The following is a 22,942-nucleotide window of genomic DNA, read 5'->3' as shown; positions in this document are numbered from 1 at the left end:
TTTTGAGTTTTGATCTCAATAAAATCGCCTTTGATGTTTTTAGGGCTTATATCGTTAAAATCAGAAAATCTTAAACCAGTCCAGCAACCAACAAGAAACAAATCCCTGACACGTTCTAAACGGGTTTCCTTTGACAAATCAAGTTCATAGAGTTTTTTCAATTCTGATTTATCTAAATAGACGGTTTCCGTTTGTTCGGTTTTTGCCTTGTACCGTTTCCCGGTAAAAGCTGTTTTTGTTAACTCTCTTTCAACCGCGTCATTCATTATTGATTTTAGTACGCGGATATGCTTTGAAAGTGTATTTGTAGCGTACTTCTTTTCAAAAGTCATATAGTCCTTATAATCTTCGAAAAAGGCTAAATCTATATTTTCAAAACTTAGGTTGTACCGCTTTTCTTTCTTAAATGCTTCGAGGTTGTTTTTAAGGGTATTGTAGATTTTGATCGTATTAGGCTGAATTGGTGTACCCTTATCGCTTAAACGTTTTCCGGTTTCACATTCTTTAATGAATAGTTCAACAAAGCTTAAAAGGTTGTAAGTAATGATTTCCGGCTGTTCCTGGCCTTTGTTTTTATCAGCAAGTAACTTAGCCTTAATCAACTCTTTTAAATGATCTGGTGTAGGCTGCTGCTGCTCGTTATCATTCAAATAAGAACGGTAAACATCTAATGCAATGTTCGTTTTATTCTGTAAGCCTGTATTAAATTCAGGGTATGTCGGGAAAGCTTTTGTTTGCTTTGCCCTTTGATTTTCGCTATCCCAAAACTTAGTATTGATCTTATCAACCGTACCGATTTTAAACCTGTTATTCCTGAATGAGAAAAACATCATTACTGCCGTTACCTTGTTTGGGGTTGTTTCCCTAAGATAAAAATTAACCTCTGCCATGATTTTTAATGTTGATTAATCAAAGCTAACTGTTTTTTACTATGGGTACAAATTTGGGTACACTTTTTTTTAATTTAGTTTTATCTTGCTTTATTTCGCTTAACTAAAATAGCCTCTTTTATACTTAAATGGCCTTTTGTTTAACCGGGCTTAATCGAAAGAAATGCTTAGGTTCGAGTACAGCTGATACCACAAAAACTTCAAAGGTCATTTTCAAACGAAAATGACCTTTTTTTAATAAAAGTCATATCCATGGCTTATGGCTAACACCTTCTTTTCAAAAAAGAAGTAACGATACTTAAATACCTTCCTTTGGATATTGTAACGAAAGAAAATCTGAATAATTTTCTTGATGAGAAGGACCCTTTTATTCTTAATTTCCAAGCCGAACGGTTTATTTGTTAATTAAAACATATTAGCCGACACTTTATTTTTGTCATTATAATTACACAATGAAGTATCTCCGCGTCCCCTATTGTTCAAACATTGCAGCCGCTACTGCAATTACAGATGTCTCTTTTTTTTTAAACGGGGCAACAAGACATAGCATTGACAACTTATTATGGACTAATAGTGGCTATCAACCAAATGTTTCTTTTGCTATTGCATATTCGGGCGACAGCATTTTATTGAAATACTTTGTTACTGAAAAGTATATCACAGCAGTATATCACGAAATTAACGATCCTGTTTTTGAAGATACCTGTGTTGAGTTTTTTATTGCCCTTGGCGATGACAAAAATTACTACAATTTAGAGTTTAACCGGATCGGAACGCCCCTGGTCGGCTACGGCCCGGGTAAACATGATCGTGCCCACCTGCAAAAGTCCGCAATTTGTCAAATAGAAAGTCTGAGTAAAACAGCATCACAACCTGATGCGGCGGGCCATATAGCATGGGAGCTTACTTTACGCATACCATTATCGTTGTTTGTTTACAATAATATTAACCCGTTAACTGACAGCATTGCGCGGGTAAATTTCTTTAAATGCGGCGACAACCTACCCGAGCCGCACTTTCTTAGCTGGAGCGCCATTGACAGCCCTAAGCCAAACTTTCATTTGCCGTAATTTTTTGGTACAATTCAGTTCATTTAAAAGACACAAACCGATTCTTTTCCTGATTGATTTATCCTGAAGATAAACGACGGTAAAAACATTATCAATTTGCAAAGAGACCAATGTGCACGGACACGCAAAAAAATATTAAATTTGTATGAGGTTACATTTACATAAACACACACAAGCGCAACCCAGGTTTAAAAAACATATATGAATAGCAGCGCAATGCTTTATGATTTTACCGGCATCATTGCACAATTTAATATTGAAGAGGGCGATTTCGAAATATCAGGTTTTGGATCAGGACATATAAATGACACCTACCTTGTAAAATATCCGGGAAGTACACATCCCGGCTATTTACTTCAAAAAATAAACAGCTTTGTATTTAAAAATATCGACGGTTTAATGAACAATATGCTGTGTGTTGTAACTCATTTAAAACATAAAATAGGCGAAACATGCGGCAACCCTGACAGGGAAGTTTTAACACTCATTCCAACAAAAGGAGGCAAGTACTATTACAAAGATCTGCAGAACAATTACTGGCGGATGACCTGCTTTTTGGCTGACACTAAAAGCTATGACCTGGTAACCACCAAACAACAAGCCTACCAGGGCGGTGTCGCTTTCGGCAGATTCCAATATCTTTTATCCGATCTTGATCCGGCATTCCTCATCGATACTATTCCAGACTTTCTGAATATTGAAAAACGTTTGTTTGATTTCAGGAAAGCTATAGAACGGGATACCGCCGGCAGGTTAAAAGAGGTTAAAGAAGAAGTTGATTTCCTGGAAAGCCGTGCCGCAGCTATGAATGAGATCCCAAAGTTGGGAAAGGCAAATATCCTGCCGTTACGTATCACCCATAACGATACCAAATTTAACAATATACTGCTCGATAAGGACGGCAATATTCAGTGTGTAATTGATTTGGATACGGTTATGCCGGGCTATATAGCTTTTGATTTTGGTGATGCCATCCGGACGATAATAAATACTGCTGCCGAAGACGAGGCTGATTTAAATAAAATCCGTTTAAATATCCCTTTGTTTGCTGAGTTTACCAAAGGATATTTGAGTGAAACCAGGTCATTCCTTACGGAAGCAGAATTAAAATCGCTGATGATGGGTGTATTATTATTGCCTTACATGCAGGCAGTGAGGTTCCTGACGGATTACCTGGAGGGCGACGTTTATTATAAAACACATTTTGCAGGCCATAATTTGCAGCGTACCCACGCACAGATACAACTGTTTAAAATGCTTGAGCTGAACAAAAAGGAGCTGGAGAATATTGTACAAACCGAGTGGAATAATTTAAAAGCCGGGGTTGCGCTAAAAGTACCGGTAATAAAGCAGGACGCTTGATAAAAATTCATTTGCCTGTAGCAACAAAACGCGTTTGATAGCCCGGGTGTATTTTTTTAAGGCTATCCGTAGGATGGGCTATAGTGATCTCAAACTGGCCGAGCTGGCTGCTGCGGGTTGTAACCAACGCGGCTTTTATAAACACACCTTGGATGGGTTGTTTGGTGCTTCTATCAATTACCATTCCTGTAACCTTTTGGGAGTAAGAAGTAAGTCCAAATAAAAGGAAAAACGAAACCAACAGATATTTATACGGTTTTAAAACTGCAAAGATTCTAATCAAAAATAGTAATCTTTAATCGCGTAAGTATTTGTTTAACATCATCAAAAATACCCTGTAAGTAAAAAGTCCTATAAATCATCAAATCCTACATATCTGGTTCAGGCATCTGTCCGCCTGTCCAAAAGGTGGCCGGGGGAATGGCGGACGACCAGACAACCGCCGCCCACTCAATGACCCAATGACTAAATGACTTGTATTTTGTCTTTCCGACTTTTCCGACTTTCGGACTTTCCCAAAAATCCTATCTTTGCGCTATTATGAGCAAATCAACCGACGAACTTTTTAAAAATGTTATATCGCACGCAAAAGAATATGGCTTTGTTTTTCCTTCCAGTGAAATTTATGACGGACTGAGCGCTGTTTATGATTACGGGCAGAATGGGGTGGAATTAAAAAATAACCTCAAAACCTATTGGTGGAAAGCCATGGTGCAGATGCACGAGAACATTGTCGGGTTGGATTCTGCCATATTTATGCATCCTACCATCTGGAAAGCAAGCGGACACGTGGATGGTTTCAGCGACCCGATGATCGATAACAAGGATTCGCAAAAACGTTATCGCGCTGACCAGTTACTGGAAGATAAAATTGCACGTTATGATAAGGACGGCAAAACAGATAAAGCAGAACAGCTGCAAATTGAAATGGATAATGCCCTTAAGGCAGAGAATTTGCCGCGTTTAAGGGAACTGATTATAGAGCATGAAATTGCTGACCCGGTAAGCGGCACCCGCAACTGGACAGAAGTACGCCAGTTTAACCTGATGTTCAGTACGCAGATGGGCGCGGTTGCTGATGATGCCGACCTGATCTACCTTCGCCCCGAAACCGCCCAGGGTATTTTTGTAAACTACCTGAACGTGCAAAAATCCGGCAGGATGAAGATCCCTTTCGGGATCGCGCAAATTGGTAAAGCTTTCCGTAATGAAGTAATAGCCCGCCAGTTTATCATCCGCATGCGCGAATTTGAACAGATGGAAATGCAGTACTTTGTACGCCCCGGCACCCAAAAGGAATGGTTTAACAAATGGAAAGAAACCCGCCTTAAATGGCACCTTGCTTTGGGTACCGAACCCGAAAAATACCGTTACCACGAGCATACCAAACTGGCACATTATGCTGATGCCGCTTATGATATTGAGTTTGATTTCCCGTTTGGTTTTAAAGAGGTTGAAGGGATCCATAGCCGTACTGATTTCGATTTGAGCCAGCACCAGAAGTTCTCGACGAAAAAAATGCAATATTTTGATCCGGAAGTCGACCCTGAAACCGGGAAACCTTTTGGTAACTATATCCCTTATGTAATTGAAACCTCTATCGGTTTGGACAGGATGTTTTTACTGACGATGATCAACGCTTTTGAGGAAGAAGATCTGAGCACCGAGGAAAAACAGGATAGCCGTACTGTATTGAGGCTTCACCCCTGCCTTGCGCCGGTTAAAGCTGCTATATTCCCATTGATCAAAAAAGACGGTTTGCCTGAAAAGGCCCGCGAGATAATGGACAGGCTAAAGGTGGACTTTAACCTGCAATACGAAGAAAAAGACGCCATCGGCAAGCGTTACCGCCGCCAGGATGCCATAGGTACGCCTTTCTGCATCACGGTTGACCACCAGACGTTGGAAGACGATACCGTAACCATCCGCTACCGCGACACCATGATGCAGGAACGCGTTAATTCAGCAGAACTTCAAAAAATCATTGGTGATAAGGTGAGCTGGAGGAATTTGCTGGCGTAGTTGTTTGAACAATGATTCGTAGGATTGGAGGATTTCAGGATTGAACAAATCTAAAATCCTCCAATCATTTATATCCTTATCTATAAACCTTTCCTATCCGTCGATTGCTTTTTATATTGCCGGGATTCCTTCGTATTATTGTTAGTGTAAATGAACAATTTATCCCGACTTGTAATGAAAAAATTTATCCTCTCTGTTGCGGTAGTTTCCGCGTTTGCTATTTCCGCAGTAACTGCGCAAACTTATCATGTTGCCAATACCTACCATATTAAAAGCGGCGGGGGGTATGATTACATCACGGTTGATTCATTATCAAATAACCTCTACGTTTCGCATGGCACCCAGGTAAACGTTTTAAACAAAACTACCGGCGACTCGATCGGCGTTATCAAAACTGATAAAGATGTACATGGCATTGCATTGGTGCATGCAATGGGTAAAGGTTATATCACCAACGGTAGTGCAAATAGTGTAGCAGTTTTCGACCTGAAAACCAACAAAATATTGGGCCATGTACCTGCCGGCGAATTTGCCGATGGTATATTTTATGATACTTTCTCCAAAAAAGTGATCAGTTGCAATGGCAAAAGCAAAAACATGACGGTGATTGACCCGGCAACAGACAAAGCGGTAGCCACCATACAGCTAACCGGTTGGCCCGAAACCGCTACCAGCGATGGTAAAGGCAGGTTCTACGTAAACAATGCCGAGAAAAGCGAGATAGACGTAGTTGACGCTAAAACCTATAAAATTATTCATACCTGGCCATTAGCCCCGGGCAAAGGCCCGTCAGGTTTAGCAATGGACCGCAAAACCATGCGCCTGTTTGCAGGTTGCGATGGTAATTTATTGGTAGTGATGGATGCTACAAATGGAAAAATAGTTACCACCCTACCTATCGACGACGAATGCGACGCGGTTGGTTTTGATGTGAAACTAAAAACAGTTTATTCATCAAACGGCGAAGGAACGTTAACCATTATCAAAGAACTCAGCCCGGATAAATTCACTGTTGCCCAGGTTTTAAAAACAGCAAAAGGCGCGCGTACAAACGCGGTGGATCAGATCACCCATAAACTCTATTTGCCTACGGCAGATTTTAAACCTAAGGACCCGAAATCTTTCAGGCCAGCTGCTATACCGGGCACCTTCAGGGTGTTGGTGGTAAACCAGTAAAATTAGATTTAGCATTGTCAGCTTTTAAATAGTTGGCAATGTTAAGTATTTTGAATAATTTCCGTACCTTATTGCCATAATCCTCTACAGCTAAACCAACCCAAAAGGGATTAAAGGATCCATGACAAAAAAAGTATTAATTATTTCGGGGTTGGTCTTGCTGATTGGCCTCACCCTGTTTTATTTTATTTTCATCTACGGGCGGATGTCTTTTCGCTGGAATAGGGACACCCCCGAAAAATATCTTAGTCACGTTGTGGCTAGTAAAAAAATATACGCGAAAGATCGGGCAGAGATCTCAAAAAAGTTCAGACATCAGGTAAATAACCATACTGATTTTTTTGAAAGTCATATTTACGATGACGATACACAAATAATAATTGACACCATTTTATATAGTCCGGATTTTAATAAAATAGCCATATTATTTTTAACAAAAGACTTAAGCACAAAATTACCTGACCCTAATTTTAGTTCAAACTGGTTTTATGCTGGGAGCTGCTACCTGGGTACCAGGCAAAAGGACACCCTAAGTTTATCATGGATAGGCCCGAGTTATGATAATTCGCCGAGTAAAACCAGGATAATAAACTTGATACATGAATATTATTTCAGGTTACGGGCGACTGAAAAAGATGAGAATGGTCGTTACCCGTTCAATTTAAATGATACCAGGTTTTGGACTTCCCCGATCTGGAAAGAACAGGAAGATAAAAAACAAAGGGAAAAGGATTTCCAGGAGTTAAAGCGAAAACATCCCGAAGATGTTTATGAACCTCCGCGCTGAGAATTGGAATTATGCTAAACAAATCCGAAATTGACCAATCTAAATCGAATTCTAAATCTTAAATCCGACATCGAAAAGGCTAAGCCTTCTTGAGTGCCATAAAAAAAGAAACTACCCACGAAAAATTCCGAAATCCGAAATAAAAAATGGCCAACTACGAAAACAAGATCGGTATCAAATCATGGGCAGAAGAGGACCGCCCAAGGGAAAAGCTGGCGGGCCAGGGCCGACGTGCTTTAACCGATGCAGAACTCATTGCCATCCTCATTGGCTCCGGTAGCCGCAATGAAACGGCGGTTGAATTGAGCAAACGCATCCTGCATCATTACGATAACGACCTGAACAAACTGGGGAAAGCCTCTATTAACGAACTCTCCAACTTTAAAGGCATCGGCGAAGCCAAAGCTATCTCCATCATTGCCGCACTGGAAATAGGCCGACGCAGGAACGATTTTGAAACCAAAGCCCCCGATATCATCAGCAGCAGCAAAGACGCCTACAACATCATGCGCCGCCACCTGGTAGACCTGAATCATGAAGAATTCTGGATCATATTAACCGGGCGTTCGCAAAAAGTGCTGGCAAAAGAACTCATCAGCAAAGGCGGTTTATCCAATACCGTTATCGACCCTAAAATAATATTTGGCGTAGCGCTGCAGCACCAGGCCAGCAATATCATACTGATCCATAACCATCCTTCAGGCAGTTTAAAGCCGAGCCAGAACGATATTGTATTAACCAAACAATTGGTAAGCGCGGGCAATATCCTCGATATCAAAATACTCGATCACCTTATCATCTCGGACCAGGGCTATTTTAGTTTTGCGGATGAAGGGTTGTTTTGATTGACACGAATGGAATGACACGAATTGCACGAATTTGACCGAATGTTCACGAATGAATGAAAAGCTGAGCGGCACAAGCATTAAAATGAATTATAGCCCGGTGATTTGAGCAGGAGAAATTCCGGGTGTCACTATAAACAGTTGACTCCCGACAGCGTAGAATTGCTTTGTTAAAAAAAAAGAATTGGCTCCAGCGGAGCCCCGTGTTTATAGAATAAAACAGAAAATGAGCCGGGTTCCGTTAGGAGCCGCCTCAATTAAGACGTTTTTGGAGCAGATATATACGCCAACCGAGGTTTTTTTAAAATATTCCCGAAACATCCATTCCAATATATCGTTATCTTTATATCACCAAATACTAAAACCATGATCAATCCAGAAGACGAATTATTACCCGACGATTCAGATAGTTCAGATACCGCCGATCAGCAAAGCCAACAGGATATTCATTCCATCGGATTGGATGAAACCCCTGTGGATGAAAATACTACTGATACCGATATTTTAAAGCAATCGTATGATGCCGCGGAATCTGCCTACACCCTAAAGTTAGGCGGTGAAGGCAAACCTAAAAAAGAATAAAACTCTGTAAACCGCCTGTGTTATCAGAGTCGCAGGGCACCCGGTTTTAAATATTCAAAGTTTAAGGTATGCCTTATACTGAAGAAAAACTCATAAGCTATTAATACCCCACAATTGGCGGGCTACCTGTTTGTAGCAAAAAACCAACAAAATATTACCCCGTATGAGCAATGTGATTAAATTAAGGGAGAAATAAATTTCTGAAGGTGCCGTTAGGTGCCAAATATTGGTAGAAAATATAAAAGAAGGGATAGCGTGCCGTAGGTACGCAACATTCGCGAGGTTCCGCACCTAACGGCGCGGTTTTTTTTTGTATTTTTTGTTCTACCAATATTTGGCCCTTACAGGGCCGGTGGCTTAACCTCACCCATTTGCAAAGAGTAGCCCTATACGCGGCATTCGTTTTTTAAACGCGATTTGCCTCATCAGCTGCGGATTATTTTGCTTCGTTCAGATTCGGCAGATCGTAATTCCCTTTTAAATAGCGCTCCAGGTATTGAAAGCTTACATTTTCAATCAGGAGGTAGCTTTGCCAGTTATAGGCCGCGCCGTGTGCACCAGGGGGATAGATGCGCAGGTCGACATCTTTACCTGCATTGGTTAAAGCCGTTAACAACTGCATCGTATTTGCCGGGTGTACGTTATCATCGCTCATGGAATGGATCAGCAGCAAATGATCTTTCAGGTTAGCCGCATACGTCATATCCGCGCTTTTGATGTAACCTGCTTCGTTTTCTTTCAGCGGGGCCATATAACGCTCTGTATAAACATCATCATACAAACGCCAGTCGGTAACCGGGCTGTTCGCTATACCCACCTTAAACACGCCTGGATGGGTTAACAGTGTATAGGTAGTGCTGTAACCGCCATAGCTGGTTCCCATTATGGCCATTTTGCTGCTATCCACCGACATATTTTTTGCCAGGTAGCGTGCCAGGTCGGTAAAGTCGCTGCTTTCCAGTTTGCCCAATTGTTTATAAACAGATTTCATAAAAGCACTGCCATAATTAGCCGAGCCGCGGTTATTTACATTGGCAACCATATAGCCATTCTGCGCCAGCCATTGTGCCCAGGTATCGGTACCAAACTGGTCGAAGATCTCATGCGATTCAGGGCCTCCATACACCAGCAATACTAACGGGTATTTTTTACTCGCGTCGAAATTTGCCGGTTTAATATAAAAGCCATCCAATGAAGTACCGTCACTGGCATTAAACTTAAATTGCGTTTCGGGCGCATATTGATGCGCTTTCAAGTAATCGCTTACTTCGTGATTATCCACCAGCGTTTTCAGCACATTGCCTTTGTTATCGTTCAGTGTTACCTGGGTTGGCGTGGTATGGTTGCTATAGGTATCTAAAAAGTATTTGGTGTTGGGCGACATATTTACATCGTGAAAACCGCTTACCGCAAAAAGCTTCGTCTCCCCGCTCCCATCAAAATTAATGCTGTAAGGCTCCTGGTAAAGGCCACCACTTTCTGCCGACAGGTAATAGATCTTTTTCGCCTCCACGTCAATTCCCGTAACTTTGATCATATCCCAGTTACCTTTGGTTACCTGGTTGATGAGCTTGCCATCATAACCATAATGGTAAATATGGTAATAACCCGAACGGTCAGACACCCAGAAAAACTCTTTTGATTTTTCGGGAAAGTAAACCATATCGTTCACATTGGTATAAAAGTTAAAAATAGCTACCCAGGTGTTGTTCTTCTCATCGAGTACCACATGGTGTTCACCGGTTTTTACGTTAAAAAAGTAGAGCTTCATGTGGTTTTGCGCACGGTTAAGCGTCATCAATGCCAAAACATCGGGGTTGCTCGTCCAGTAAATCCGCGGGATATAAAAATCGCCGGTCTCGTCTGGCGTCAGCCAAACTTTTTTGCCGGTAGCCACATCAACCACGCCAATTTTTACGGATGGATTTAGATCGCCCACCTGCGGGATAGAAATATGCACTTGTTCAGGATGATTGCCTTCAAAGTTAGTCATCTGGAAATCGGGAACAGCACGCTCATTAAACTGCCAGAAGGCCATATATTTACTATCCGGCGACCAGTTCCAGGCCTGGGCCTGCCCAAATTCTTCTTCGTAAACCCAATCATAATGCCCGTTAAAGGTGCCATTTTCGCTGGTTTTATCAGTAGTTAACTGCTTTTCTTTCGCGGCAGCAAAATCATATACAAACATGTTTCCGTTGCGCTCCATCCCTACCTTTTTGCCGTCAGGAGATAACTCCGCAGTACGGGCATCCTTTGCAGCCTGTTTGAGTTGCTTGCTTTCCAGGTCGTAAATGTAATAATCCGCCACACCCGAGCGGCGATAGATCGGCCTGAAATTGGCTTTAAAAACCAGGTGCTTAGAGTCATGCGACCATTGGAATGACTCATAATTGAAGGGCTTTGTACCTCCGGGAAAAGTGAACCCTTTATTGCTGAAGATCAATTCATCCTTTAAGGTTTGCGGGTCCATGGAGCGGATCTCGTCATTATCAATATAGGAATATTTATTGCCACCGTTTGTCCAGTTAACACTTTGCGGACCAGCATTGCCATACAGGCTGCCGGCAGACCGGATAGCATCTTCTAAACTGGTATAAGTTTGTTTGGTTTGCGCCTTAAGGCCGATTGGAAAAATAACACAGATCGAGAGCAAGCCCAGCAAACTAACCCGCATAAATTGAATCTTCATAAAAGACGAATTGATTTTTATTAACGGGGATAAAGCTAACGGAAAAAGGTGAAAGGAAAAAGGTGAAAGGTAAAAGGTGAAAGGTAAAAGGTAAAAGGCAAATTATACTATAATTTTCAAATTAGTGATCAAATTACCCTGAGCATTTCAAAAACCTTTTACCTTTAGCCTTTTACCTTTCGCCTCATTAAGTATCTTTGCACAAACAATCCAACTATGAAAGGAAAAACGCCCAAAGAATCACATACCATCATGAATGAACTGGTATTGCCCAATGATACCAATACACTGCATAATTTAATGGGAGGGCGTTTACTGCACTGGATGGATATTGCTGCAGCCATATCAGCTCAAAAGCATTGCAACCGGATAGTGGTTACGGCATCGGTTGACAACGTTTCCTTTAAGCAACCCATTAAACTGGGTGATGTGATCACCATCGAGGCGCAGGTCTCGAGGGCTTTTAACACTTCCCTTGAGGTAAGGCTGGATGTTTGGGCAGAAAACATACCCTCAGGCACGCGGATAAAAAGCAACGAGGCTTTTTACACCTTTGTGGCCCTTGATCAGGACGGCCGGACTACTCCGGTACCGGAAGTGATCCCAGACACGATTGAGGACATGGTATTATACGAAGGCGCACTGCGAAGAAGGCAATTGCGGTTGATTTTAGCAGGTAAGATGAAGCCCAACGATGCAACCGAGCTAAAGGCGCTTTTTTTTGGCGACGAACAATAATAATTCCGCCTTTAAACAGCCGTTTCCTGCTTTAAAATATCCAAAACCGATGGGGTAACATTGCCAAAAAAAGACACGCCTGACGCGCCGTTTTTCAATGCTATTTGTATCCCCTGCCTTATCTCGTCATCGCTTTTAAAATCAGACAGGTAAAGCCCTGCATATAGGGGGAATGAGCCTGATAAAAAATGGATCCCTTCCGTAACAGCATCCCCTATCCAGCTTACCTTTTCTTTGTAAAACCCATGATAGATCATCGGGCAAACGCCGTCGAGCTTAAAATTGGTCCAGTCCTGCCTTACGTTACGGCGGGCAACTTCCGGTGTTGGGAAAACAGCCGCCGTAATTAATTTTTTATGCTGACGGGCAATCGTTGATAAGCTATTCACCACCCTGGCAATATTGTTATACCTGAACAAGCGCCATGAAAGGCTTGCTTCAGGATATTGAATATCCGAAAGATCGGTTCCGTATTGTTCCTTAAATTTCGACCGGCAAACGTCGCAGTAGCAATAATCATAGTCCGGCAGTTCCTTTGTTTGTTCAATATGGTAATTGCCCCAAAGGTTAACCGGCAAAACCACATCGCAATAGCGCACATAATCCAAATGGATGCCGTCAACGTAGTCTTTATCTAAAATATCATTTACCTGTTGCTCCAGGTATTGTTGTACTTCGGGCCTCGAGGGGCAAAGCCAGCGGTAATAATTTACATAGGGAGGCTTATCGGCACATGAATCGCCGTTGCGGTTTTTACTGTACCAATCGTCGTGTACACCCAACAGTTCGGCACGGTTAAAGGTCCAGATCCAGCGATGCGCCTCTAAACCCGCTGCTTTAGCAGCACGAAAATGTTTCTCACTGTCGGCTTCAAAAAACACACCGGTTACTCCTCCGGCTCTAAACGCAGTATAGCGTGTTTTTAATTGGTCCTCAGTATCTTTTGGATCTGGGCCTATCCAAACCCAGTTTTTGTGTTTCTTTTTTTTAGAATTGGCAAAAGTTTCTGCTGCTTCGCTTTTTAAACCGATAGCTGACGCCGCAGTAACCAATAGACCGGTTTTTAAAAATTCACGTTTATTCATTTGAAGTTAAATTATACCTCCGTACAAGCCCCTCCTGGTTGATTGTCCAGGTGGTATTATCCTTTTTGTCCCTTATAAAAGCCATAAACTGGTGCCGGGTAGCTTCTACACTCAGGACATTCCTGTTTTTATTTATCACTACCAGTTTACCCAGGCCAAACGCTTTTAACGAAGCCGCATAACCATGATGCTGCTGGTACCAAAGCTGCTCATGATAGTAAACAAGCCATAAATATCGCTTTTGCTGTTCAAAATATGGCAGGTTAAACGTTGTATTATTTATGTTACTTTTAGTAAACGAAAGGTATCCCCAGCGCTCGGGGCAATGCATATCCACCACACCCTGCGGCGACCATACCCAGTTATGCTCCGGCAAATTATGGCCGGCATTATCTCTCAGCTTTATGTATTTACCGTCCGTAGCCCTGGTATCCCACTGCACCCGCGAAAAATTGAGGCGCCAAATGGAGCCCTCAGCAGGCACTTGCACGTTATTGCCCAGGCTCAGCGCTTTAAAGGGAATAGCGATCTCGATGGTCCAACCCTTATCGCTGTCTGATGGATTATTGAGCGTTCCCTGTACTTTAACTACCGAACGCATCCCGGGAGCGTCCCAGCTAAACATAGGCGTCCCGCCATTGCGGTAGGGCTTGTTTAACAAAAGGTCGAAAACCGTATTTTGCGCATTGTATTCAAGTTCAAAATATTGGTGTGTAGTGTTGTTCGGGTTGATAAAAACTTCGAAATCATTATCGCGAAAAACGACCTCATCATGGTGTTTGATATACGCCCAAACATTCGGATCCTCTAGCCGCGCGGCAATATACAGACAGCTATCGTCCCAAAGCATCTTCACATTGGTTTGCAGCTGCGGATTAGCTTTTAAATCACCTTCAATGTCGCGGAAATCATCGGTCCATTTGGCCTGCTGCCAGGCAGCATCGTTTAAATCACCATCAATTGTAGGTGGCGTTTTAGTATACGTAACCGTATAGTTTTTGGGTATGGTAAATAAATTTGCGAAAACACTGAAAGGCGATTGCGCATTGGAAGCCAGGGGGAAAAATGAGCTGTAGAAAGCCGCGGACAGGAAAATAAATTTTTTCAAATTGAGCAAATAGCTTTTAGTCAATCATAAGACTTAATTCAAAAATCAGCGGCTCATTTCCAGGATCTTATCAAATTCTTCGGGCTTTACAGCGCTTACAGATAACCGCCCCTGCCGCACCAACTGGATCTCGCTTAACATGGGTTCGGCTTTTATCTGCGCAAGGGTAACCGTTTTTTTTAACGCTTCGACAGGTGAAAATTCAACCACTACCCAATTGGTATCGTCGGTAGTAGGGTCCTGGTAGGCTTCTTTTACCACTTTAGCAATACCGACGATTTCTTTGCCTTCGTTGCTATGGTAAAAAAATGCCAGATCGCCTTCTTTCATTGCGCGCATGTTATTGCGTGCCGCATAATTTCGTACGCCATCCCAAAACGTGCGGCCATCTTTATTAAATTTTTCCCAGCTGTATTTTTCGGGTTCTGATTTGATGAGCCAATAATTCATTTAGTTGATATATGTCGCCCGTAAAATTGGGAAAAATGCGGGAGAATAAGAAATGAGAACGTGAGGAACGATGACAATTATGAACATTTAAGCAGAACACTACATATTTTCTTTGTGAAGGTCAGAATTACTGCCCCCCATGGTTAATCCCATTGATAGGCGGCTGGTTTGCGATACTGTTGCACGCGTTATAGTGGAAACCAGTATGGGAATTACAAATAGGATAAACTGAATTTGAGATACTCCGAACATAAACACCATTGCATTTGATTTAATGAAGTATTTTTATCCTATTTTTTATATTTTAGTACTTCAACTTATTAGCAAAGAATCGGACCATCGGCAATCATATATCCAGAAACAATTGTTGAATATTTTTAAACCGTTATCGAAGGAAGTGCAAAAATACGTGGAGCATTACTATGTTTTTTCCGGTGAAAGACCAGAAACCATTAGTTATATCGCATTCCCACACATTTATACCGGGCTTTCCTTTTTTCGTAATGTGATCATAACCCGAGGCGACCATGAAATTCAAATTGAGGCAGGGGACAATGAGAGGTCAGTTCATATAGAAATATTAGGGCGATATATCAAACCTGTATTTGTCCATTATCGCGGTAATTTTGAAGAGGTAGCCATTATATTTAAGCCCTTTGGAATTAATCCATTTATAGGCTCAAATACCAGACTACTCCTTAAAGACTTTTCCCAGGCCCTTGAGCTTGATAACTGGACCCGGTTCGCAACAATACTTTTTAGCGTCCAGGCAACTGCGGACCGCATTCGCCTGATAGATGAGTTTTTAATTGCCAATATATGCAGGCCGGATGATAATTGGCTTGGCAAGGCTTTGGAACACCTTGAAAGTACTTCAACAGCAATGTCCATAGCTGAAATAGCCCGACTGTCAGAAATGACCATTAAAACCTTTCAAAGGAATTTCAGATCCGCCATAGGCTACGCACCAAGCGAATACCGGCGCGTCGCGCGCTTCAGAAAATCGGTACATTCAAAAGTCATTTCTAATGAGCTTAAAAATCTCACCGAAATTACCTATGCTTTCCAATATTATGATCAGTCTTATTTCATCAGGGAATTTAAGAAGCTTACAAAGCTAAGCCCGCGCAGATTTTTTAAATCCATCACCGTCCTCGACAAGGCTGGGATTGTTTGGGAAATCAGATAGATGTCTTTTTTGTACAATTTTGTTTTTGTTATAGGTATGAACTTTATAAAAACAAAAATTATGGAACATACAAAAAGATGGGCAACTATAACGCCAGGACATTACCTTTTTACTGTGAATCACAAAGAAACAGGTAGGATGACAATTGAAGTGGGTACAACCAAAAGAAAAGCTGATATTGTCATCGGTGAAGAAAAATACCACTTTTCACGCACAGGAATCTGGAAAAATAAGGTTAAAATCCTAGACGACAAAGGAAATGAGATCGGAAAGATTTACACGAAAAAATGGTATGCTAATGCGATGCTGATCGATCTTTATCAACAAACTTACAAATTGATTTTCAGGAATAATCCACTTGCTGAATTCGCTATTATGGAAAACAACCACGACGTGCTTGCATATGGGCTAAAGACGGGGTCAGGAAGTCCCGTCCTTAAAATTACGCCCGGCAACTCGTCTGCAAATCATTTATTCGATTTCATTTTATGGTATTGGTTCCTCCCTGTTGCGATTGAGAACATCGTAGCTTCAGATGGGATCTATTAAAATGTGTTTTTTAAATATGAATATCATATTTTCGTTGCAACTACTTTGTTGATGTTGCAGATAAAATTAAAATACTGTTGAAATTAAAAAGCTGAAAATAAGCGGGAATTACCCGGAAGTAGCTTATTGTAATTTTAAGTGCTATGTCACCAAAATACCGTTCCTCTGCGTTAATACTATTTTAATATCAAAAGCCTAAATTAGTCCCGGCTAAAAAATTTATAGCCATTACCGCATGGAAGATCATAAGCTGAAAGAGATTGCCCGCGTATTTTTTAAATTAGGCATCATTGGTTTTGGCGGTCCGGCAGTACATATTGCCATGATGGAAGAAGAAGTGGTGAGGAAACGCCAATGGTTCACCCATGAGCATTTCATTGACCTGATTGGGGCCACCAACCTGATCCCCGGTCCAAACTCAACCGAAATGGCCTTGCATTGCGGTAAGGAAAGAGGCGGCTGGAAAGGCCTGCTTGTGGCAGGCGCCTGTTTTATTTTACCGGCTGTGATCATAACTGCAGTATTTGCCTGGGCCTATCAGCAATACGGGCGTTTGCCACAGGTTAAGCCGTTTATTTATGGCATAAAACCAGCCATAATCGGCGTTATCCTATCGCTAATGATAACGCTCGGAAAAAAGGCACTTAAGAATATAGAACTATGGTTCATTGGCCTTTCATGCGCCATTTTAGCCGTTGTGGGTATCAACGAGGTGCTTATCCTTTTTGGGGCGGGCTTTGCTGCCATCCTGATTTACTATATCAGAAATAAATTTGGCGCTTTAAATTCCATTGGGCCTTTTGCGTTGCTGCCTGCATTAGCTGTTTCCGGAAATGGTACAGATTGGAAGATTTTCTGGATATTTCTTAAAGTAGGGGCAATTTTGTACGGCAGCGGTTACGTCCTGTTTGCTTTCCTCGATTCGGAATTGGTAAAAACCGGGATGCTGTCGCGCCAAACTTTAATTGATGCCATAGCAGTTGGGCAATTTACTCCGGGGCCAGTATTTTCTTCGGCTACGTTTATTGGCTGGCAAATGGGTGGGTTAGCCGGCGCGGCAAAGGCTACTATCGGCATATTCCTGCCATCATTTTTGTTTGTGGGATTTTTAAATCCGCTGGTTTCATGGCTTCGAAAATCAAAGGCCATGTCTGCGTTTTTGGATGCAGTAAATGTAGCCGCCATCGCTTTGATTTTGGCGGTCTGTATTGAGATGGGCAAAGATTCAGTAAATAACTGGAAAACGGTTTTGATCCTGGTTGCTGGAATTGCTGTCAGTTTGTTTAATAAAAAACTAAACAGCGCCTTTGTAATTATCGGTGGCGCTGCAGCGGGTTACCTGCTTTGCCTGATATAACCGGTTTGAAAAATTCCATTAACTACCGCTAACCAACTGCGGGTTAACCGTATCATCTATATTGCCAACGATGTGCCTTATGGTGACGTCCAAAGATTCAACAGCCTGTTCAAGCAATTGGAGGTATTCTTTTGGCGCATTATAATCGTGTTCCTTTATAAGTCCCATCAGCCCCATTATTGAAGTAAGCGGTGCACGGAACTCATGCGCCTGTATATGGGCTATTTTTAAGAGAGACGCATTTTGAGCTATTATTTTTTGTTCTTTAATTTTTCGCTCAGTTACATTCCGGATAAGGTAAGATACTCCGATAATATCATTTTGGTCATTCCGGGCAGTTTCAAATGTAGCTTCCCACCATATTAAGCCTAATTCTTCATAGTCGGTTGATCCTTCAACAAAAGCCCGCTGGCCCTCTAAAGCCTGGTTATACAACCTGATAAATGTGGCAACAAATGCAGGCTCCAAATATTTAATGAGCTGATCACCCCTTAATAACCTGGCATATGCACCATTCGGATAAAATTGTATGCGGTTCTATTAAAGTCGATTATTTCGCCGTGTTTTCCCAAAAGCACCTGGAAATTGGTTGAGCTTTCAAAAAATGAACGAAGCCTGATATTGGCCTCGTTGTTGAGTATTTTTTGCTCCTTTAGTTCGGTTTGCTTTTTTTCAAGCATTTTTGCCATCGCCCTAAACTCAAGCACTTTTATAACCTGGTTTGCAAGCAATTCAAGCGCAATTTGTTGATGTTGATTTAAAAATCCCGGATTAAGATCCAAAACATACAGGGCACCTATTCTTTCACCTTTTTGGGTGATCAAAGGAACGCCTGCAAAAAATCTTATGCCGGGATCCTCGCACACCATTGGATTCCCCGTAAAGCGTTCGTCCAGCAATGTATCGTTTATGGTAAGCGCACCGTTATGCAAGGTCATATGGACGCAAAAGCTCAAATGCCTTGAAATTGATTTTTCAATAAAGCCATTTTTTAATCTTAAATAAGCGGCCTCGTTGCCCGTGAATGAAATCACCGCGTAGGACATATTGGTGATAGCAAACGCCTGCTCAACGATCTCCTGCAATTCCTTATCTTTTTCCCGGGCCAATTCAATTATGCCCGACATTGCCTGTAAACGTAAATCTTCAATAATCATTTAATTGTTCCGGGGACTTTAAGCTAGTTACATTTACAAGTATGAAATACACTGTTTTTTAATTGTCAATTTAACAAATATGGTCGTTATACGAACAAAAGACAGATTTAGTTATGCTAAAACTATAGTTAAGGTAAAATAATTTAAGTTTCACAACAGTTTTTATCGAATTATTCCATTTCTCGATCTAATAACCAGAAATAAAAATCCCAATAAAATTTATTTCATTGAAAATCAATACATTAAACAATTATTGTATTTTTTATAGAACTATGTATTGCATATTACTATCCTAAACATATATCTTTACAAAACAATTAAAATATTCACGGGCTTCACGGGGCCCTGAGGTAAAACATTATAAAAAAAATCAGATATGAAAACAGGTGTTTTTTTTGCTGTATTCAGCATCCTTGCGTTAAGTATCTTCCTGGTTTGGTCAAAGTTTGAGGATTTTAACCACAACATTTCCATCTCCATTAGTGAAGAGAAAGACACTTACGAATTTTCGGCACATTACGATAGATCAAATACCCGCAAGGTTCAGGCTTATATTAATGAGAGCATCAAACCAAACCAGATGGGTAGTTCGGAAAATGATTACGTTGATGCCACCACCTCACTGCCGGATAATACACGGTTTTACATAAAGGAATCTCCGGGGAGATTAAAAATAAGGCTGGATAAAACACAAAATTCAACAGCATCCTATTTCCGCATTAAAAAAATGTGCGAAGGGGTAAAACAATTATTAGCAGAAAATTAGCTATTAATGCAACCGATAACAAAAAATGAATTCGTTAACAAAAACAACAACAATGAAAACAATAGCCCTCATCCTCTCTCTGCTGGTAGCAGGTACTACCCTCAGTTTTGCCCAATGCGGCAAAAAGTTTACTATCACAACTTCAAAAACCGAACACTTGGACAGCAACGGCAATGTTACCCGCACTGATGACGAAAAAGCGGTTGTGGTAATAGGTAAAGCCGATATCAATATCTCAGTAAACGACGACCATAAAATGAGCGGAACCATCACAGCCGACACCTGTAACTGGCCTATAGCTTACAAAGAAGGAAAAACCATTATTAAGGCTGTTATTGCCGATCAAAATGGAGACAACAAAAATGTCACGATCACTATTATGGGTAAGGATGGAAAAGTCACTTTGTTGTTTGAATTAGAAGGTGAACCAGATGACAGGATCAGGGTGGCCGCGGATAAATTTGAAGAAACAGTTTGATACCCGGATTGAAAGATGCTGTTTCAAAAGTCTATGAACTAAAAAGCCAGCGAAATAATATTTGGACTTGGCGTTCTTTGTGCCCTTTGTTGTTTATTTTCACCACGAGGAACACTAAGAGAGAACACTATGGACACAAAGATCTAATCGCTCAAAAAAAATATAATTTGGTTGCCGTTCATGTCACGAGACTTTTGATACTGCCTTTTAATGGTTTCCCTGCTATACCGCAAAACGCATAACAAACTCAGTACCTTCGCCGAGTTTGCTTTTTACTTTAATCGTCCCGCCTATGGCTTCAACCTGGGTCTTTACCATAAAAAGGCCCATCCCTTTGCCTTCGGTTGTGGTATCAAAGCGCTTATACAAGCCAAATAAATCCGATGCATTTTTAAGAAGGTCTATCCCTTTACCATTGTCTTTAAAACGCAGTTCTACCTTGTTTTTAAGTTGATGGCTTTCGATGGTAATTACCGGCGCGATGCCTGGTTTACAGTATTTAATACTATTTGAGGAAAGGTTATAAAGAATACTGTACAGATAGCTCCTGATACTAAAAATAGAATCGACATCAAATTGACAGTTGAACTGGACTTTTTTGCCAACTACGGTATTATTTATACTTGTTTTAATAGCAGTGACAAGGTCCATAAAATAAATTTTTTCCTTTTTTTCATTCGTTAGCTCCCGTGCCTGTAAAATCTGATTCAGGTCCTGGATCACGGTATCCATATTTTTGATCGAGAGAGAGATTCTTTCCACCACTTCCTGTTTTTCGGCCTGGTTAAGGTCTTCTTCCATTAACATTTCAGACAAGCCAATAATATTTGCCACGGGTGCGCGCAGGTTATGCGAAATGATATAGGTAAATTGTTCAAGATCCTTTATGTGCTGTATCAGGTCGGCTGTTATCCTTTCGCGTTCAAGGGCAGCGGTTTTAGTCTCCGTAATATCTTTATTGGCTAATATAAAACCCCAGTTTTGGTCATTTTTGTCTTTTACGGCTAACCATCGTACGTTATTCCATTGCGTCGTCCGGTCGCCGCGCTGGTAGCTTATTTCGTAGCTAATCGCTTCGCCTTTAGCCACTCCATCCAGCATTTCTTTTATAAATGGCCATCGTTCCGCGGTAAAATAGTCCCGCACTCGCTTACCTACCTCAAGCTTTTTACTGTTTTGCTGGATGGAATATCTATCTGCCAATGCATTAAATGACAATATCTTCATATCCGCATCAAACAAGATGTATGATGAATCTGTATTGTCAAAAATGGTTCGCAAGTTGGCTTCCGACTTTTTTATTGCTTCTTCGTCCAGTTTGCGTTGGGTAATATCGGTCACCATGGCCAATGCTCCTTTATATTTGCCGGTTTCGTCAATTATCGGGTTCGCAGAGATATTGGCCCACACATCTTCCCCTGTCTTGGTTTTGTATCGTATATCCAGGTTTTCTTTTGACCCTCGCCTCCTTCTTTCCATACAGGCAATAGCGTACGCCTTGCCTTCCTCATCCATAAAGTCATAAAGCTCTTTCCCAAGCACTTCGTTCGGGCTATATCCTAAAATATCGGCCATTTTTTTGTTTACAAAATTGGTCTTTTCATTTTCGTCAATCGTCCATATCCCTTCCTGTGCCGATTCAACAATCTGCCGGTACCAGGTCTCACTTTGCCGGTGTTTTTCTTCTGCCGCTTTACTATCGGTAATATCGCGTGTTATGCCGTCTACCCTGGTCAACCTCCCCATTTCATCAAGGCACGGTACCACTTTATTTTCCACCCAGCGTACTGTTTTATCTTTGCGGATGATGCGATATTGCTTGCTAACCTTTTCGCCGCGTTGTAATATTTCTTCTTCACCATCCACCAGGTGTTTGTCGTCCGGGTGGATCAGCTCAAACCACAGCCTGTTATTTTCCAGAAATTCGGATGCTTTGTGTCCGTATAGTTTTTCGCAGCCGTTAGAGATCTGGATAACCTTAACGTTGATCATATCAACGGAGAAAAAAACCTCATCCATCGCATTAAAAAACAACATCAGGTCCTGATGAGCAGCAGCCAGCTTTTTTATACTATCGGGGACTTGAACATGCACTGACATTGGGTTCTGCGTAATTTTCCTGTTAATGTCGTAAGCCCGTTATCTATAGCGGCTTTATACCCTTAAATCAACAACGATTTTACAAGCTATTAAACACCGTAATAAAAATAAAAAAAGCTCAACAACCAATTAATAATCCAGATCAAATATAAGAGTTTGTTTCGGTAAAAAATCAAACTTTTTTTTTCCGCAGATAATATCGTTTTAATATCCCCGACTCTCAAAACGCCTTGTTAAACCACGCCTGACATCTAACTAAATATTAATATATCAGCTATATAATAATAAACGCCATATGCAATGTGTTAACCTTTCAACAAGTCGTTTTATAGTTAAAGGCCCTACTGGTTCCGTATGAGTCATTTATAAAGGGCATAAAAACAGTAACCAACCTGCCGGGCGGCAAAAAAGAAAGGGTGAAAGCATGTTTTGCTTTTATAAAAAGCTATTTTTCACCTGAAACATTAATGATGCCCGGGCATGGTGAGCCGTTTTTGGTTGCAGATTTGGAGCTGATTTAGGCAGTAAACCAAGTTTGC

Annotated in this window: 22 protein-coding genes; 13 read left to right on the top strand and 9 right to left on the bottom strand. The window is 41.3% G+C overall.

From position 1 onward, the window contains the following. Positions 1–890 (bottom strand): site-specific integrase (locus QZY09_RS03185; RefSeq protein WP_295667957.1); only part of this gene is annotated, 890 nt, incomplete at its 3' end. Positions 891–1,342: 452 nt separating this feature from the next. On the opposite strand from QZY09_RS03185, the gene QZY09_RS03180 reads away from it, so the two are divergent. Next, on the top strand, positions 1,343–1,960 hold the full coding sequence (locus QZY09_RS03180; protein WP_295667955.1) for a carbohydrate-binding family 9-like protein: 618 nt from the start codon (positions 1,343–1,345) through the stop codon (positions 1,958–1,960). A gap of 201 nt (positions 1,961–2,161) precedes the next feature. Beyond that, positions 2,162–3,322 (top strand): aminoglycoside phosphotransferase family protein, encoded by a 1,161-nt coding sequence (locus tag QZY09_RS03175; RefSeq protein ID WP_295667952.1) that lies wholly within the window; start codon positions 2,162–2,164, stop codon positions 3,320–3,322. 7 nt (positions 3,323–3,329) lie between these two features. On the opposite strand, the gene QZY09_RS03170 is transcribed toward QZY09_RS03175, so the two are convergent. Further along, a complete protein-coding gene (locus QZY09_RS03170; RefSeq protein ID WP_295667950.1) occupies positions 3,330–3,506 on the bottom strand; it encodes a hypothetical protein in 177 nt (58 codons plus the stop codon). Positions 3,507–3,862: 356 nt separating this feature from the next. On the opposite strand from QZY09_RS03170, the gene QZY09_RS03165 reads away from it, so the two are divergent. From QZY09_RS03165 to QZY09_RS03145, 5 genes are all read left to right on the top strand, one after another. Continuing rightward, on the top strand, positions 3,863–5,344 hold the full coding sequence (locus QZY09_RS03165; protein ID WP_295667948.1) for a glycine--tRNA ligase: 1,482 nt from the start codon (positions 3,863–3,865) through the stop codon (positions 5,342–5,344). Positions 5,345–5,518: 174 nt separating this feature from the next. Further along, on the top strand, positions 5,519–6,520 hold the full coding sequence (locus QZY09_RS03160) for a YncE family protein (RefSeq protein WP_295667946.1): 1,002 nt from the start codon (positions 5,519–5,521) through the stop codon (positions 6,518–6,520). A 121-nt stretch (positions 6,521–6,641) separates the two neighbouring features. Then, positions 6,642–7,307, top strand: a complete 666-nt coding sequence (locus QZY09_RS03155; protein WP_295667944.1) for a hypothetical protein — start codon at positions 6,642–6,644, stop codon at positions 7,305–7,307. 146 nt (positions 7,308–7,453) lie between these two features. Further along, positions 7,454–8,152, top strand: coding sequence for a DNA repair protein RadC (gene radC, locus QZY09_RS03150; protein ID WP_295667942.1), 699 nt, complete (start codon positions 7,454–7,456; stop codon positions 8,150–8,152). 366 nt (positions 8,153–8,518) lie between these two features. Further along, positions 8,519–8,734, top strand: coding sequence for a hypothetical protein (locus tag QZY09_RS03145; protein WP_295667940.1), 216 nt, complete (start codon positions 8,519–8,521; stop codon positions 8,732–8,734). A gap of 436 nt (positions 8,735–9,170) precedes the next feature. On the opposite strand, the gene QZY09_RS03140 is transcribed toward QZY09_RS03145, so the two are convergent. Further along, positions 9,171–11,426: a DPP IV N-terminal domain-containing protein gene (locus QZY09_RS03140; RefSeq protein WP_295667937.1), complete on the bottom strand. Its 2,256-nt coding sequence runs from the start codon at positions 11,424–11,426 to the stop codon at positions 9,171–9,173. A gap of 216 nt (positions 11,427–11,642) precedes the next feature. On the opposite strand from QZY09_RS03140, the gene QZY09_RS03135 reads away from it, so the two are divergent. Beyond that, entirely contained in the window at positions 11,643–12,164 is a 522-nt protein-coding gene (locus tag QZY09_RS03135) for an acyl-CoA thioesterase (protein WP_295667936.1), read from the top strand. A gap of 11 nt (positions 12,165–12,175) precedes the next feature. Here the strand turns inward: QZY09_RS03135 and QZY09_RS03130 are convergent, their stop codons facing one another. From QZY09_RS03130 to QZY09_RS03120, 3 genes are read right to left on the bottom strand one after another with little or no spacing between them, the layout of a single operon-like run. Further along, positions 12,176–13,249 carry a family 10 glycosylhydrolase gene (locus QZY09_RS03130; RefSeq protein WP_295667934.1) on the bottom strand — a complete coding sequence of 358 codons (1,074 nt, stop codon included), beginning with the start codon at positions 13,247–13,249 and terminating at the stop codon, positions 12,176–12,178. Further along, positions 13,242–14,357 carry a carbohydrate-binding family 9-like protein gene (locus QZY09_RS03125; RefSeq protein ID WP_295667932.1) on the bottom strand — a complete coding sequence of 372 codons (1,116 nt, stop codon included), beginning with the start codon at positions 14,355–14,357 and terminating at the stop codon, positions 13,242–13,244. The genes QZY09_RS03130 and QZY09_RS03125 overlap by 8 nt, the downstream gene beginning before the upstream one ends. A 45-nt stretch (positions 14,358–14,402) precedes the next feature. Further along, positions 14,403–14,807, bottom strand: coding sequence for an EVE domain-containing protein (locus QZY09_RS03120; protein ID WP_295667930.1), 405 nt, complete (start codon positions 14,805–14,807; stop codon positions 14,403–14,405). A gap of 505 nt (positions 14,808–15,312) precedes the next feature. On the opposite strand from QZY09_RS03120, the gene QZY09_RS03115 reads away from it, so the two are divergent. From QZY09_RS03115 to chrA, 3 genes are all read left to right on the top strand, one after another. After that, positions 15,313–15,996, top strand: coding sequence for an AraC family transcriptional regulator (locus QZY09_RS03115; RefSeq protein ID WP_295667928.1), 684 nt, complete (start codon positions 15,313–15,315; stop codon positions 15,994–15,996). A gap of 60 nt (positions 15,997–16,056) precedes the next feature. Further along, the gene (locus QZY09_RS03110; RefSeq protein ID WP_295667927.1) at positions 16,057–16,545 is read left to right on the top strand and encodes a hypothetical protein; all 489 of its coding nucleotides are present in this window, start codon (positions 16,057–16,059) and stop codon (positions 16,543–16,545) included. A 235-nt stretch (positions 16,546–16,780) separates the two neighbouring features. Further along, positions 16,781–17,902, top strand: a complete 1,122-nt coding sequence (chrA, locus tag QZY09_RS03105; protein WP_295667925.1) for a chromate efflux transporter — start codon at positions 16,781–16,783, stop codon at positions 17,900–17,902. Between the two features lie 18 nt (positions 17,903–17,920). Here the strand turns inward: chrA and QZY09_RS03100 are convergent, their stop codons facing one another. Next, on the bottom strand, positions 17,921–18,370 hold the full coding sequence (locus QZY09_RS03100) for a histidine kinase dimerization/phospho-acceptor domain-containing protein (protein ID WP_295667923.1): 450 nt from the start codon (positions 18,368–18,370) through the stop codon (positions 17,921–17,923). Between the two features lie 23 nt (positions 18,371–18,393). Continuing rightward, the gene (locus QZY09_RS03095) at positions 18,394–19,059 is read right to left on the bottom strand and encodes a GAF domain-containing protein (RefSeq protein WP_295667921.1); all 666 of its coding nucleotides are present in this window, start codon (positions 19,057–19,059) and stop codon (positions 18,394–18,396) included. A gap of 376 nt (positions 19,060–19,435) precedes the next feature. Between QZY09_RS03095 and QZY09_RS03090 the strand changes: the two genes are divergently transcribed. Together QZY09_RS03090 and QZY09_RS03085 are read left to right on the top strand one after the other, a co-directional pair. Continuing rightward, a complete protein-coding gene (locus QZY09_RS03090) occupies positions 19,436–19,825 on the top strand; it encodes a hypothetical protein (protein ID WP_295667920.1) in 390 nt (129 codons plus the stop codon). 52 nt (positions 19,826–19,877) lie between these two features. Continuing rightward, positions 19,878–20,303, top strand: coding sequence for a hypothetical protein (locus tag QZY09_RS03085; protein ID WP_295667918.1), 426 nt, complete (start codon positions 19,878–19,880; stop codon positions 20,301–20,303). A gap of 222 nt (positions 20,304–20,525) precedes the next feature. On the opposite strand, the gene QZY09_RS03080 is transcribed toward QZY09_RS03085, so the two are convergent. Beyond that, positions 20,526–22,403: a PAS domain-containing sensor histidine kinase gene (locus QZY09_RS03080; RefSeq protein WP_295667916.1), complete on the bottom strand. Its 1,878-nt coding sequence runs from the start codon at positions 22,401–22,403 to the stop codon at positions 20,526–20,528. Positions 22,404–22,942: the final 539 nt, after the last annotated feature.

The organism is uncultured Mucilaginibacter sp. (assembly GCF_903913935.1).
Taxonomy (GTDB): domain Bacteria; phylum Bacteroidota; class Bacteroidia; order Sphingobacteriales; family Sphingobacteriaceae; genus Mucilaginibacter.
Note: the sequence above shows the minus strand (reverse complement) of the source record. Positions and strands in the feature narration are given on the sequence as shown.